Source organism: Brachybacterium sp. GCM10030252 (assembly GCF_042666535.1).
GTDB lineage: Bacteria > Actinomycetota > Actinomycetes > Actinomycetales > Dermabacteraceae > Brachybacterium.
In genome coordinates this window covers 439607-454092 of record NZ_JBHTDM010000004.1, presented here as the reverse complement: position 1 = coordinate 454092, position 14486 = coordinate 439607, and the positions used below count along the sequence as shown (strand labels likewise).

Genomic DNA, 14486 nt, shown 5'->3' with positions numbered 1-14486 from the left:
AGAAGGAACCACCACAGTGCTGAAGACCATCGACTCGCTCGGAGAGCTGCGCGGCAAGCGCGTGCTCGTGCGAGCAGACCTCAACGTCCCGCTGGACGGCACCACCATCACCGACGACGGCCGCATCCGCGCCGCGCTGCCCACCCTGACCCGGCTCAGCGAGGCCGGCGCGCGCGTCGTGGTCATCTCCCACCTCGGCCGCCCCAAGGGCGAGCCGGAGGACAAGTACTCCCTGAAGCCCGTCGTCGGCCGCCTCGGCGAGCTGATCGGCCAGGACGTCGCCTTCGCCACCGACACCATCGGCGATTCCGCACGTGAGGTCGTCGGCGGCCTGCAGGACGGCCAGGTCGCCGTGTTGGAGAACCTGCGCTTCAACCCGGGCGAGACCGCGAAGGCCGATGGCGAGCGCCACGTCTTCGCGCAGGCCCTCGCCTCTCTCGGCGACGCGTTCGTCTCCGACGGGTTCGGCGTCGTCCACCGCAAGCAGGCCTCCGTCTACGAGCTGGCGACCCTGCTGCCCTCGGCCGCGGGCCAGCTCGTCCTCGGGGAGGTCGAATCCCTGCGCAAGGTGACCGATGATCCCGAGCGCCCCTTCGTCGTCGTGCTCGGCGGGGCGAAGGTCGCCGACAAGCTCGGCGTCATCGACACCCTGCTCGGCAAGGCCGACCGCATCCTGATCGGCGGCGGCATGGCCTACACCTTCCAGAAGGCCAAGGGTCTCGAGGTGGGCCAGTCGCTGCTGGACGAGAGCAAGCTCGACGTGGTGCGCGAGTACATGCGGCGCGCCGAGGACCAGGGCGTGGAGCTCGTCCTGCCCGTCGACACGGTGGTGGCCCCCGAGTTCTCGGCCGATGCCCCCGCGACCGTGGTGCCGGTCGACCAGATCCCCTCGGACCAGGAGGGCATGGACATCGGCCCGGAGACGGCGAAGCTGTTCGGACAGAAGATCTCCGACGCGGCGACCGTGTTCTGGAACGGCCCCATGGGTGTGTTCGAGTTCGAGGCGTTCGCGGCCGGTACCAAGGCCGTCGCCGAGCATCTCGCGACCGCCGAGGGATACACCGTGGTCGGCGGGGGAGACTCCGCCTCTGCGGTCCGCAATCTCGGATTCGACGAATCCCGTTTCTCGCACATCTCCACCGGCGGCGGCGCGAGCCTCGAACTCATCGAGGGCCAGGAACTGCCGGGAATCTCGATCCTCGAGGAGGGCACCAAGTGAGCACCCGTACCCCGCTGATGGCGGGCAACTGGAAGATGAACCTGGACTGGAAGCAGGCGCTGGCCCTGGTCGAGGACCTCGGTGATCAGCTCAAGGGCATCGACACCGACGCGGTCGAGACCGTCGTGCTGCCGCCCTTCGTCGACATCCGCACCGTCCAGACCGCGGTCGACGCCGGGAAGCTCCCCCTCGCCTACGGCGCACAGGACCTCTCCGAGCACGAGTCCGGTGCCTACACCGGCGAGGTCTCCGGGCCCATGCTGAAGGCACTGGGCTGCAGCTACGTGGCCGTCGGCCACTCCGAGCGCCGCCAGCACCACGGTGAGGACGAGAAGGTCACCAATGCCAAGGTGAAGGCCGCCTTCGCCGCCGGACTGACCCCGATCCTGTGCGTCGGCGAGCCGCTCGAGGAGCGCCAGGCCGGCAAGCACGTCGAGTACACCCTCGCCCAGGTCGAGGGCGGCATCGACGGCCTGACCGCCGACCAGGCCCGGCAGATCGTCATCGCCTACGAGCCCGTGTGGGCCATCGGCACCGGCGAGGTCGCCACCCCGGACGACGCGCAGGAGGTGTGCGCCGCGATCCGCGAGGCGCTGCGCCGCCTGCAGGGCGACGAGGTCGCCGAGGCCGTCCGCGTGCTGTACGGCGGCAGCGTCAAGTCCTCCAACGTCGTCGAGCTGATGGGCAAGGAGGACGTCGACGGCGCTCTCGTCGGCGGCGCCTCGCTCAAGGCCGAGGAGTTCGCCAAGATCGCCGGCTACAACGCCGGAGTCTGAGCGAGCGAGACTGGCACCACGCGGGCCGGGCCTTCGAGAGGCCCGGCCCGTGCCGTATGCTGGATCGGTCCTCCTGTCTCCGTGGAAGGTATCGCCCCTCGTGGATCTGCCCCTGCTGAAGCTCATCCTTCAGATCCTGCTGGCCGTCACCAGTCTGCTGGCCATCATGCTCGTCCTCCTGCACAAGGGGCGCGGCGGCGGCCTCTCCGACATGTTCGGCGGCGGTGTGTCGTCCTCGGCCAGCGCCTCCGGTGTCGCCGAGCGCAACCTGAACCGGCTCACCGTCACCGTCGCGGTGGTGTGGGGCCTGTGCTGCGTCGCCCTCGGCATCCTGGAACGCATGCTCTGAACGTGCTGCGCGCACATTCCTGAACTCTCCGAGAGGGCCGGTCACCGCTACGGTGACCGGCCCTCTTGCTCGTCGCGTGCGTCCGGCCTCGTGGAGGGGCCGTGGGTCCGAGATTGCAGAGAGGGCCGGCCACCATGGTGGTGACCGGCCCTCCGGGAGCAGGGGGCTCAGAGCTTCTCGGCGGCGGCGCTGTCCAGGAACCAGGTGGTGGATTCGAGGCCCCGCACCGCAGAGGCCGGGACGGGCCACGGATCGATCTCGCCGTGGGCCCTCGCGACCGCCTCGGCCTTGTCCCCGCCGGCGACCAGGAAGGCCACGTGACGCGAGGAGTTCAGCACGGGCCAGGGCAGGGAGATCCGCTCCGGCGGCGGCTTGGGCGAGTTCGTCACCGCGACCGCACTGGCTCCTGCCTGCCGCTGGTCAGGGTGCTCCGGGAACAGCGAGGCGACGTGACCGTCGGGCCCGACGCCCAGGAGCAGCACGTCGAAGAACGCGCGGCCTCGGGTGCGGAACGGCTCGTCGCCACCGGCCTGGTCGAGCTGCTGCCCGTACCACGCGGCGGCCTCGTCCAGCGACATGCCGTCGGCGGGGGAGGGCATAACGTGGATGTTGCGTGCCGGCAGCCCGGCCTCCTGGAGAGGCTCCAGGAACGAGGAGCGCACGGCGACCTCGTTGCGGTCGCTCGAGTCGGTGTCCACGAAGCGCTCGTCGCCCCACCAGATGTGCAGGCGGGAGACGTCCGCCCCGGCCGAGGACAGCGCCCCCGGCAGGGCCGCGGCGGTCTTCGTGCCGACCGAACCGCCGGTGACCACCAGATGCGCCGCCTGGCGCTGGGCGAGGGCGTCCGCGAGCTGTGAGGCGACGGCTTCCGCGGCCGCGGTCGCGACCGTGGAGGCGTCCTCGAGGACCCGGTCGGTGGCCTCCGGCTTTCCCCGCGCGTAGGTGCCGAAATCGTCGATCCCGCTGAAGGCGCTGGCGAGGACCTCGCCGTAGACCTCGTCGGGATTCAGCCGACGCAGCTCCTCGGACAGCAGCTCGCTGAGCGTGCGGCGGGGCATCGTCACATGCTGGCCGCTCTGATCGCCCGGGAGGTTCATGACGATCGAGTCGTCGCTGGTGCGGACGAGCTCGATCGTGCCGTCCTCGCGGTGCAGACGCACGCCCCGCACGGAGGGGCCCTCCGAGACCTCACCGGCCGGCTCGACCGTGCGGACATCCACGCCGAGGGTGTGCTCGAGCCAGGCGGCCATCAGCACCACCGAGGGGTCCTCGGCGCTGCCGGAGACCTCCACCAGCTTCGGGGTCGAGATCGGGGGCACCTCGTAGGCGCTGGCGACGAGCCCGCGCCACCGGGTCAGCCTCGACCACGAGAGGTCGGAGTCCCCGCTGGCGTAGCCACGGCGCAGACGCTTGAGGGTGGCCAGCGGGCTGGAGCAGGCCGCGGCGTCGGTGATCCGGCGCTGCGACATGGAGCCCAGCACGTCGTGGACGGGGGAGGACGGGGCGCTCTCCGGCCACCAGGTGACGATCGGGGCGTCCGGCAGCAGCAGCGCCATCACCAGCGTGTCCAGCGAGTACATGATGTCCCCGCGGGCGCGGAGGATCACGATCTCGCCGGCGCCGGCGTCACGGCCCACGCGGATCTCCGCGTCCAGTCCCGAGGCCTCGGCCTCCGGGTCGACGTCGAGAACGAGGACCCGGGCGGGGTGCTCGTGACTGGCGCGCACGGCCGCCTCGAGAGGATCCTCGACATCTCCGGTGGAGATGATGATCAGCGTGAGCACCCGGCCGATGGTGTTCGCGCCGAAGGTCTCCCGCATCTCGATCATCTTCTTGTCGATGGCCGAGGCGGTGGTGTCTGTCAGGGTGGTGATCACGGTCGCCTCCAGGTACGTCCGTCACGGGCGAGCATCTCGTGGGCGGTGTCGGGCCCCCAGGTGCCGGGGCGGTAGGGCGCCGGCTCGAGGTTCTCCGACCAGAACTCGGTGATGGGGTCGAGGATCCGCCAGGAGAGCTCGACCTCCTTCTGCCGGGGGAACAGCGGCGGATCGCCCAGCAGGAGATCCAGGATCAGCCGCTCGTAGGCCTCCGGGGACTCCTCCGTGAAGTTCATGCCGTAGGCGAAGTCCATCGTCACGTCCCGCACCTCCATCTGGGTGCCGGGGACCTTGGAGCCGAAGCGCATGGTCACGCCCTCGTCCGGCTGGACGCGGATGACGATCGCATTCTGGCCGAGGTTCGCGGTATCGGTGGAGCGGAACGGGAGGAACGGGGCGCGCTTGAACACGACCGCGATCTCCGTGACCCGCCGGCCCAGCCGCTTGCCGGCGCGCAGGTAGAACGGCACGCCCGCCCAGCGCCGCGTGGCGATGTCGAGCCTCATCGCGGCGAAGGTCTCCGTGGTCGAATCCGCGGGGATGCCCTCCTCCTCGCGGTAGGGGCGCACCTCCTCGCCGCCCTGCCAGCCGCCCACGTACTGCCCGCGGGCGGTGTGCGCGGCGAGATCCTCGGGCAGCTCGATCGCGGCGAGCACCTTCTCCTTCTCCGCCCGCAGGTCGGAGGCACGGAAGGAGACCGGCTCCTCCATCGCCGTCAGCGCGAGCAGCTGCAGCAGGTGGTTCTGGATGACGTCCCGCGCGGTGCCGATGCCGTCGTAGTACCCGGCCCGGGACCCGATACCGATGTCCTCGGCCATCGTGATCTGGACGTGGTCGACATAGCTCGCGTTCCACACCGGCTCATAGAGCTGGTTGGCGAAGCGCAGCGCCATGATGTTCTGGACGGTCTCCTTGCCCAGGTAATGGTCGATGCGGAAGACGTCCTCCGGGCGGAACACCTTCTCGACCACGTCGTTGAGCTCGCGCGCGGAGGCGAGGTCGTGCCCGAAGGGCTTCTCGATGATCACGCGGCGCCAGGAGCCGTCCCGCGGGGTGTTCAGTCCCGACTCGGCGAGCTGACCGCAGACCTTCGGGAAGGCGTCCGGCGGGATCGAGAGGTAGAAGGCGTGGTTGCCGCCGGTCCCGCGGGTGCGGTCCAGCTCGCCGACGACCTCGGTGAGGCGCTCGAACGCCGCGGAGTCGTCGAACGTGCCGGTCACGAAGCGCAGCCCGCCGCGGAGCTGCTCGAAGACGCTCTCCGAGAAGCCGGTGCGGGAGTGCTCGGAGACGCTCTTGCGCACGTACTCGGCGAAGTCCTCGTCGGACCATTCGCGGCGCCCGAACCCGACCAGGCCGAAGCTGGCCGGCAGCAGTCCGCGATGGGTGAGGTCATAGATGGCAGGCAGGAGCTTCTTGCGGGCGAGGTCGCCGGTGACGCCGAACATCACCATGGAGCTCGGCCCGGCGATGAGCGGCAGCCGGCGGTCGCGGGGGTCACGCAGGGGGTTGGCGATCTCCGGTGTCTCGGCGCCTGCCGGAGGAGTGCTGGTATCGGTCACGATCGTCCTTTCTCGGACACGGACGGCGAGAGCACGGCCTGCCCCAGCGGGCGCGGCCGTGCTCTCGGAGAACTCAGGCTCGGGTGTCGTCGATGGTCGCCGACACGGTGTCGATGAGCTCCTGCCAGGACTTCTCGAACTTCTCGACGCCCTCGCGCTCGAGCAGCGCGAACACGTCGGCCAGGTCGACCCCGGCCTCCTCGACGCGCTCCAGGACGCTCTCGCCCGTCTTGGCGGTCTCGGCGTTCAGCGCGGCCTTGGGCTCGGAGTGCTCGGCGACGGCCTCCAGCGTCTTCTCCGGCATGGTGTTCACGCACGGATCGGCGACGAGGTTGTCGACGTAGAGCGTGTCGGGGTAGTCGGGGTTCTTGACCCCTGTCGAGGCCCAGAGCGGGCGCTGCACGTTCGCGCCCTTGTCCTTGAGAGCCGCGAAGCGCTCCTGCCCGAAGGCGGTGAGGTACTCGCCGAAGGCGGCCTGGGCGTTGGCGACGCCGGCGGAGCCGCGCAGCGTCTCGGCCTCGCCCCCGAGCGCCTCGAGGCGCTTGTCGATCTCGGCATCGACGCGGGAGACGAAGAACGAGGCGACGGAGTAGATCTTCGAGAGGTCCTTGCCCGCCTCGGCGGCCTGCTCCAGGCCGGCGAGGTAGGCCTCCATGACCTCCTGGTAGCGGGCCACGGAGAAGATCAGGGTGACGTTGACGCTGATGCCCTCGGCGATGGTGGCGGTGATCGCCGGCAGGCCCGCCTCGGTCGCGGGGATCTTGACGAACAGGTTCTCCCGGTCGACCAGGTCGCGCAGCCGCTTGGCCTGCTCGATGGTCTTGTCGGTGTCGTGGGCCAGCCGCGGGTCGACCTCGATGCTGACGCGTCCGTCCACGCCGCCGGTGGCCTCGTGCACGCCCTGGAAGAGGTCGCAGGCGCTGCGCACGTCGTCGGTGGTGACGACCTCGAGGACGCCGTCGACGTCCTTGCCCTCACCGGCCAGGCGAGCGATGTCGTCGTCGTACTCGGAGCGGCCGGAGATCGCGGCCTGGAAGATCGAGGGGTTCGTGGTGACGCCCACCACGTTGCGGGTATCGATCAGTTCCTGCAGGTTGCCGGAGGTCATCCGCTGGCGGGAGAGGTCGTCGAGCCAGATGGAGACGCCGGCGTCGGACAGGGCCTGGGTGCGGGGATTCTGAGTCATGTGCATATCCTTCCGGACGCTGCGCGCCCTGTGTCGAACTGCTGTCGTCGTCTAACGCTGGTCGGGCCGGATTTCTTCCAGCCAGAGGCGGGTGCGGGGCAGGACCCGTGGGCCCCGCCCCGCACCGGTCAGGCGCCGGCGGCCGCGAGGGACTCCTTGGCGGCGGCGATGACCGCCTCCGGGGTGAAGCCGTACTCGCGGAACAGCGTCTTGGCGTCGGCCGAGGCACCGTAGTGCTCGAGCGAGACGGCCCGGCCGTGGGCGCCGAGGAAGCGGTACCAGGGCATCGCGATCCCGGCCTCGACGCTGACGCGGGCGGTGACCGCCGAGGGCAGGACGGACTCCTTGTACTCCTCGTCCTGTTCGTCGAACCACTCCACGGACGGCATCGAGACCAGCCGGGTGGCGATCCCCTCGGCCTCGAGCTGCTTCTGGGCCTCGGCGGCGTACTGCACCTCGGAGCCGGTGCCGATCAGGATCACCTGAGGAGTGCCGGAGGAGGCCTCCTTCATCACGTAGGCGCCCTTGGCCAGCCCGTCGGCGCCCGCGTACTCCGAGCGGTCGAAGGTCGGCATGGCCTGACGGCTGAGGATCAGCCCGACGGGCCCGCTGTCCCGCTCGAGCAGAGCCTTCCAGGCCTGCGCGGTCTCATTGGCATCCGCCGGACGCACGATCGAGAGGTTCGGGATCGCCCGGTAGGCGGCCAGGTGTTCGACAGGCTGGTGCGTGGGGCCGTCCTCGCCCAGACCGATCGAGTCGTGGGTCCACACGTAGGTGGCGGGGACCTTCATCAGCGAGGCGAGGCGCACGGCGCCGCGCATGTAGTCGGCGAACTGGAAGAAGGTGCCGCCGTAGGGACGCGTGAGGCCGTGCAGCGAGATCCCCGAGAGGATCGCGCCCATCCCGTGCTCGCGGATGCCGAAGTGCAGCGTACGGCCGTACTCGTCACCGGCGAACTGCTCCGAGCTGTACTCCTCGGGCAGGAACGACGGCTCGCCCTTCATGGTGGTGTTGTTCGAGCCCGCGAGGTCGGCGCTGCCACCCCACAGCTCGGGCATGACCGGGGCCAGCTCGGCGAGGATCTTGCCGGAGGCGGCGCGGGTGGCGATGCCCTTCTCGTCGGCCTCGAAGGCCGGGAACGCCTCGGCGAAGCCCTCGGGCAGCTCACGCGCGACCAGGCGGTCCAGCAGCGTCGCCCGCTCGGGGTTCGCGGAGCGCCAGGCCTGGTAGCCCTCGTCCCACTCGGACTTGGCCGTCGCGGCGCGCTCGGCGAGCGAGCGGGTGCGGGCGAGCACGTCCTCGTCCACCTGGAACGACTTCTCGGGGTCGAAGCCGATGGCTTCCTTCAGCCCGGCGACGGCGTCGGGGCCGAGCTTGGCCCCGTGGACGCTGTGGCTGCCGGCGAGCTCCGGGATCGGCCAGCCGATGACGGTGCGCAGCCGGATGAAGGTCGGCTTGTCGGTGACCTTCTGGGCCTCGAGGATCTCGGCCTTGAGCGCGGCCACGTCCTCGAGGTAACTCTCGCCGCCCTGGGTCCAGTCCACGGTGCGCACGTCCCAGCCGTAGGCCTCGTAGCGAGCGGTGGTGTCCTCGGTGAAGGCGATCGAGGTGTCGCCCTCGATGGAGATCTCGTTGTCGTCCCACAGGACGATGAGGTTGCCCAGCTTCTGGGTGCCGGCCAGCGAGCTGGCCTCGCTGCTGACGCCCTCCTGGAGATCGCCGTCGGAGGCGATCACATAGGTGAAGTGGTCGAACGGGCTGGTGCCCGGCGCGGCCTCGGGGTCCAGCAGGCCGCGCTCGCGACGCTGGGCCATGGCCATGCCGACGGCGGAGGAGATGCCCTGGCCGAGCGGGCCGGTGGTGATCTCCACGCCCTTGGTGTGGAAGTTCTCCGGGTGGCCGGGGGTCTTGGAGCCCCAGGTGCGCAGCCCCTCGATGTCCTCCAGCTCGAGCCCGAAGCCGCCGAGGTAGAGCTGGATGTACTGGGTCAGGCTGGAGTGGCCGGCCGAGAGCACGAAGCGATCGCGACCGAGCCAGTCCGGGTCGGTCGGATCGTGCCGCATGACGTCCTGGTAGAGCAGGTATGCGGCGGGGGCCAGGCTGATGGCCGTGCCGGGGTGCCCGTTGCCGACCTTCTCCACCGCATCGGCGGCGAGGACGCGCACGGTGTCCACTGCGCGCTTGTCCAGGTCGGTCCAACCCTCCGGGGCCTTGAACGTATCGGTCACGTCGATTGCTTCCTTTCGCCGGGTAGCGGCCGCAGCGGCCGCGCGGATCGATGGCTCCGGCAGGCATCCCCGACAAGCATCCTTCGACGTGGTCAGTTCCTGCCCGAAGCGACGCGTCCCACCTTAGTGCTGGTCGAGACCGATGATGGACCTCGTCCAGCCGGTTGCCGCGAAGATCCCTCGCAGCGGCGGCCGACGGTGCCCTGCCTCACCCCGCCGGTGACTGCGACAGCGGCGCTCGAGCACATAGACTGGCCGGGTTCATGCGACGGTCCCGTCGCGCTCAGGAGGAAGGACGGTGGGCGGTGACCGCCACCCAGGGAGCTTCGACCCGGGACGCCGGCACGGGGGGTGACCCCGCTGCGCAGCGCACGGCAGGTTCCGTGATCCGGGCCTACGTGGCGCTGACCAAGCCCCGCATCATCGAGCTGCTGCTGATCACCACCATCCCCACGATGTTCCTGGCCGCGGGCGGGTTCCCCTCGGCGTGGCTGATCCTGACGACCATGATCGGCGGCTACCTGGCCGCCGGCGGCGCGAACGCGCTGAACATGTACCTCGACCGCGACATCGACGCGCGCATGAAGCGAACCCGGAACCGGCCGCTGGTGACCGGTGAGATCAGTCCGCGCGCCGGCCTGATCTTCGGCATCGCCCTGTCGCTGCTGTCCGGGGTATGGCTGGGCCTGCTGGTGAACTGGGCCTCCGCCGGCCTCGCCCTCGTCGCGATCGTGCTCTACGTGGTCTTCTACACGATGATCCTCAAGCGCCGCACCAGCCAGAACATCGTCTGGGGCGGCGTGGCCGGGTGCATGCCGGTGCTGATCGGCTGGTCGGCGGTGACCGGCACGGTGTCCTGGACGGCGGTGCTGCTGTTCCTGGTGATCTTCTTCTGGACCCCGCCGCACTACTGGCCGCTGGCCGAGAAGTTCAGCCAGGACTACGCCGATGCGGGCGTGCCGATGCTGCCGGTGGTGGCCTCCCGCGTGAGCGTCGCCCGCCAGATGATCATGCACACCCTGCTGATGATCGCCGCGAGCCTGGCGATCATCCCGCTGGGCCATACCGGATGGGTCTACGGCGTCAGCGCCGTCGCCGCCGGAGCCTGGTTCGCGTTCCTCGTGATCCGCTACGCCGTCCGGGTCCACCGTGGCCTGACCGGCAGGAAGCTCGGCCCGATGGTCGTCTTCCACGGCTCGATCACCTACCTGACCCTGCTCTTCGTCGCCCTGGCGATCGATCCCTTCGTCCGGCTGTGACCGAGCGCGGCGGTCGCCGACCCACCGGGGAGCCGACGCTGCGCCCCGGCGACCGCCGGATCCTCGAGCAGTACCTGAGCCATCTGCGGATCGAGCGGGGACTGTCCGCGAACACCCTCGCCGCCTACCGGCGCGACCTGGAACGCTACCTCCGCGATCTCGCGCAGGACGACATCGATCCCGCCGCCGTGGAGCCCGGGCGGCTGGCCGGATGGCTCCAGACCCTGCGGACCGGGGCCGACGGCGGCACCGCTCTGTCACCGTCCTCCGCAGCCCGCTCCCTCGCCGCCGTGCGCGGACTGCATGCCTTCCTCGACGCCGAGCGCGTCTCGAACACCGGGGACCCGTCCCGCCTGGTCCCCACCCCCGCCCTGCCCGGACGGCTCCCTCACCCCTTGACCATCGAGCAGGTCGAGGCGCTGCTGGAGGCGGCCGGACGCCCCGGGACCGGACGTGACGCCACCGAACGCGCCCTGCGCGACCGGGCACTGCTCGAGGTCCTCTACGGCACCGGCGCGCGCATCTCCGAGGCCACGGGCCTCGACCTCGACGACATCGATCGCGAGCAGCGGGCGGCGATCCTGCGCGGCAAGGGCGACAAGCAGCGCGTGGTGCCCGTCGGCCGGTACGCCCTGGACGCGCTGGATGCCTACCTCACCCGCGGCCGCCCGGTCCTCGCCAGCCGGGGGACGGGCACCCCGGCCGTCTTCCTCGGCTCGCGGGGGACCCGGCTGACCCGACAGGCCGCCTGGCAGGTGATCCAGCGCGTGGCCGGCGATGCGGATCTCGGCGAGCTGACCGAGCCCATCAGTCCCCACACGCTGCGCCACTCCTATGCGACCCACCTCCTGCACGGGGGAGCGGACGTGCGCAGCGTGCAGGAGCTGCTGGGTCATGCCTCGGTCACCACGACGCAGCTGTACACGCAGGTCACAGTGGATTCGCTGCGAGAGACACACGCCAGTGCCCACCCCCGGGCGCGACGGGGGGCTTAGACTTGTCCGGCACGAGGACCCGGCACGAGAACGACGACCGTCCCGCCCCGCGCACCAGCACTCGGGGCCGGCACCCACAGCCGGCTCTGCCCGGGCCATGGCCGGTCGCGAGCCGGTCCCTCGGCGGGCCGCCCCGCACCAGAGAACGACGCCGACGACAGGACAACGACGTGAGCTCGACTTCCGACCAGCAGCTGGACATCGATCTCGGTCCCACCGGCCGCCCGATGCCGGAGCTGCCGGAGCCAGCCCCGCTCGACGGTCACGGACCGGCCCGGGTCATCTCGATGGTGAACCAGAAGGGTGGGGTGGGGAAGACCACCAGCGTCATCAACCTCGGCGCGGCTCTCGCGGAGCTCGGCCGCAAGGTCCTGCTGGTCGACCTCGATCCGCAGGGCGCCCTCAGCGCCGGCACCGGGGTCAACCCGTACGAGCTCGACGTGACCGTCTACAACCTGCTGATGGAGCGCGGTCACGACGTCCATGACGTCATCCAGTCCACCGGCACCGAGGACCTCGACGTGCTGCCGGCGAACATCGACCTCTCGGCCGCCGAGGTCACCCTGGTCAACGAGGTGGCGCGCGAGATGGCCCTGGCCCGCGTGCTGCGCCCCGTCGCGGACGAGTACGACGTGATCATCATCGACTGCCAGCCCTCCCTGGGGCTGCTGACCGTCAACGCCCTGGCGGCCAGCCATGGCGTGATCATCCCGCTCGAGGCCGAGTACTTCGCGCTGCGCGGCGTGGCGCTGCTGGTGGAGACCATCGAGAAGGTGCAGGACCGCATCAACCCCAAGCTCGAGATGGACGGCATCCTCATCACGATGTTCGACCCGCGCACGCTCCACGCCCGCGAGGTGTGCCAGCGCGTGGTCGAGGCCTTCCCCGACAAGGTCCTCCACACCACGATCAATCGCACCGTGAAGTTCCCCGACGCGTCCGTGGCCGCCGAACCGATCATCTCCTTCGCCTCCTCGACGAAGGGCGCGGACGCGTACCGCCAGCTGGCCCGCGAGCTGATCTCCCGCGGCGCGGCGGCCTGATGGCCGGCGCCGCCTCCCCAGGGCGCCGTCAGCGCCGCCGCAGCGCCTTCACCCCGCCGAAGAAGGTGCGCTTGCGCGACGGCGAGGGCACCCCGCGTCCGCCGGCCCCGCGCGCGGACGACGAGAGCCCCGACGTGCATCGCGAGGACGGCGAGCGGCTGCAGAAGGTCCTGGCCCACGCCGGATTCGGGTCCCGCCGTGCCTGCGAGACGCTGATCTCCACGGGCCGCGTCATGGTCGACGGCCTGGTGGTCCGCGAACAGGGCGTGCGCATCGACCCGGCCACCCAGGTGGTCCACGTCGACGGCCGCCGCCTCCAGCTGGACACGGCGAAGGTGACCGTGGCGCTGCACAAGCCGCGCCGGGTCGTCTCGGCCATGAGCGATCCCGAAGGGCGCCGCGACCTCACCGAGTTCGTCGCGGGCTATCCCCAGCGGCTCTATCACGTGGGCCGGCTCGACTACGAGACCGAGGGCCTGCTGCTGCTGACCAACGACGGCGAGCTCGCCCATCGCCTCACCCATCCCCGCTTCGAGGTCTCCAAGACCTACGTGTGCCGCTTCGAGGCACCCGGTGGGCCGCCTCGCGGACTGGTCAAGGCGCTGCGCGAGGGCATCGAGCTCGAGGACGGCCCGGCCCGCGCCGACAGCGCGCGCGTGCTCGCCCAGAACGGCCGGGAGGCCGTCGTCGAGGTGACGCTGCACGAGGGTCGCAACCGGATCGTGCGCCGGATGTTCGCCTCCCAGGGCTTCGAGCTGACCGCGCTGGTGCGCACCCGCATCGGCCCCGTGCTGCTCGGTGACCTCGGCCCGGGGGCGACCCGCGAGCTCACCGGGCGCGAGCTCGGCACTCTGATGGCGGAGGTCGGCCTGTGAGCCCCTTGGTGGCCTCACCCGTGCGGATCATCGGCACCGGCCTCATCGGCGGCTCCCTCGGGCTGGCGCTGCGCCGCGCCGGAGCCACGGTCCAGGTCGAGGACATCTCCCCGGGTACCACTGCTCTCGCCGTCGAGCTCGGCGTCGGCTCGCTTCCCGCGGCCGAGGACGAGGACCCGGCGCTGGTCGTCGTCGCCGCTCCGCCCGACGTCGCCGCACAGGTCATCGCGGACTCGCTGCGTCGCTGGCCCTCGGCCCTGGTCACGGACGTCGCCAGCGTCAAGGCCACGGTGCTGGAGGGTGTGCGCGCCCAGGCCGATCCCGGCGATCTGCCGCGCTACATCGGTGCGCACCCGATGGCGGGACGCGAGGTCTCGGGCGTCATCTCCGCGCGCAGCGACCTGTTCCACGGCCGCCCCTTCGTCGTCGTCCCCCATGCCCAGACGCGCGCCGGGGCGGCCTCCGTCCTCAAGGGCCTGGCCACCGAGATCGGCGCAGTGCCCGTGGTGATGGACCCCCGCGCCCACGACATCGCGGTCGCCCACGTCTCCCACGTGCCGCAGGTGCTCGCGAGCCTGCTGGCCTCGACGCTGCTGGAGCCCACCGAGGAAGCGCTGGGCCTGGCCGGGCAGGGACTGCGCGACACCACCCGCATCGCCGATTCGGATCCGCGGCTGTGGGTCGAGATCCTGGGCGCCAATGCCGAGGCCGTCGGCACCGTCCTGCGCTCGGTGAGGGACCGGGCCGACGACGTGCTGGAGGCTCTCGACTCACTCGCCGGCACCCCGGATCCCGCGGTGGGGTCGCGCCGTGCCCTCGCCGATCTGGTGGCCGACGGCAACCGCGGCGTGCGGCGTATCCCGGGCAAGCACGGCGGGGCGACCGACGCCTTCGCGACCGTCGTGGTGCTGGTGCCCGACAGCCCGGGCGAGCTGGGACGCCTGCTGACCGAGATGGGCGAGATCGGTGTGAACCTCGAGGATCTGCGCCTCGAGCACACGATCGGCCAGCCGGTCGGACTCGCGCACATCGCCGTGGACGCCTCGCGTGAGGACCTGCTCACCAGATCGCTCGCCGAACGCGGCTGGACCGTCGCCGACGCCTGAGCGCCCCGTATCCT

The 14486-nt window shown here is 70.9% G+C and carries 12 protein-coding genes; 8 read left to right on the top strand and 4 right to left on the bottom strand.

Features of this window, described 5'->3' with window-relative positions:
• The first annotated feature begins 16 nt into the window (after positions 1–16).
• The 3 genes from ACFQRJ_RS03770 to secG all read left to right on the top strand — a co-directional run bounded on the left by ACFQRJ_RS03770 (position 17) and on the right by secG (position 2344).
• Positions 17–1219 carry a phosphoglycerate kinase gene (locus tag ACFQRJ_RS03770; protein WP_377017172.1) on the top strand — a complete coding sequence of 401 codons (1203 nt, stop codon included), beginning with the start codon at positions 17–19 and terminating at the stop codon, positions 1217–1219.
• Positions 1216–1995 (top strand): triose-phosphate isomerase, encoded by a 780-nt coding sequence (gene tpiA, locus ACFQRJ_RS03765; RefSeq protein ID WP_377017170.1) that lies wholly within the window; start codon positions 1216–1218, stop codon positions 1993–1995. Before ACFQRJ_RS03770 ends, tpiA begins: the two co-directional genes overlap by 4 nt.
• A 106-nt stretch (positions 1996–2101) precedes the next feature.
• On the top strand, positions 2102–2344 hold the full coding sequence (gene secG, locus ACFQRJ_RS03760) for a preprotein translocase subunit SecG (protein ID WP_377017282.1): 243 nt from the start codon (positions 2102–2104) through the stop codon (positions 2342–2344).
• A gap of 167 nt (positions 2345–2511) precedes the next feature.
• On the opposite strand, the gene pgl is transcribed toward secG, so the two are convergent.
• From pgl to tkt, 4 genes are all read right to left on the bottom strand, one after another.
• On the bottom strand, positions 2512–4221 hold the full coding sequence (gene pgl, locus ACFQRJ_RS03755) for a 6-phosphogluconolactonase (RefSeq protein WP_377017168.1): 1710 nt from the start codon (positions 4219–4221) through the stop codon (positions 2512–2514).
• Entirely contained in the window at positions 4218–5780 is a 1563-nt protein-coding gene (gene zwf / locus ACFQRJ_RS03750; RefSeq protein ID WP_377017166.1) for a glucose-6-phosphate dehydrogenase, read from the bottom strand. Before zwf ends, pgl begins: the two co-directional genes overlap by 4 nt.
• A 73-nt stretch (positions 5781–5853) precedes the next feature.
• A complete protein-coding gene (gene tal / locus ACFQRJ_RS03745; RefSeq protein ID WP_377017164.1) occupies positions 5854–6966 on the bottom strand; it encodes a transaldolase in 1113 nt (370 codons plus the stop codon).
• Between the two features lie 128 nt (positions 6967–7094).
• The gene (gene tkt / locus ACFQRJ_RS03740) at positions 7095–9194 is read right to left on the bottom strand and encodes a transketolase (protein ID WP_377017162.1); all 2100 of its coding nucleotides are present in this window, start codon (positions 9192–9194) and stop codon (positions 7095–7097) included.
• A 305-nt stretch (positions 9195–9499) separates the two neighbouring features.
• Between tkt and ACFQRJ_RS03735 the strand changes: the two genes are divergently transcribed.
• The 5 genes from ACFQRJ_RS03735 to ACFQRJ_RS03715 all read left to right on the top strand — a co-directional run bounded on the left by ACFQRJ_RS03735 (position 9500) and on the right by ACFQRJ_RS03715 (position 14472).
• Positions 9500–10453 (top strand): heme o synthase, encoded by a 954-nt coding sequence (locus ACFQRJ_RS03735; RefSeq protein WP_377017160.1) that lies wholly within the window; start codon positions 9500–9502, stop codon positions 10451–10453.
• Positions 10450–11448, top strand: coding sequence for a site-specific tyrosine recombinase XerD (locus tag ACFQRJ_RS03730; protein ID WP_377017158.1), 999 nt, complete (start codon positions 10450–10452; stop codon positions 11446–11448). The genes ACFQRJ_RS03735 and ACFQRJ_RS03730 overlap by 4 nt, the downstream gene beginning before the upstream one ends.
• 170 nt (positions 11449–11618) lie before the next feature.
• A complete protein-coding gene (locus ACFQRJ_RS03725; protein ID WP_377017156.1) occupies positions 11619–12491 on the top strand; it encodes a ParA family protein in 873 nt (290 codons plus the stop codon).
• Positions 12491–13366, top strand: a complete 876-nt coding sequence (locus ACFQRJ_RS03720; RefSeq protein WP_377017154.1) for a pseudouridine synthase — start codon at positions 12491–12493, stop codon at positions 13364–13366. Before ACFQRJ_RS03725 ends, ACFQRJ_RS03720 begins: the two co-directional genes overlap by 1 nt.
• Positions 13363–14472: a prephenate dehydrogenase gene (locus ACFQRJ_RS03715; RefSeq protein WP_377017152.1), complete on the top strand. Its 1110-nt coding sequence runs from the start codon at positions 13363–13365 to the stop codon at positions 14470–14472. The genes ACFQRJ_RS03720 and ACFQRJ_RS03715 overlap by 4 nt, the downstream gene beginning before the upstream one ends.
• The last annotated feature ends 14 nt before the right edge of the window (positions 14473–14486 follow it).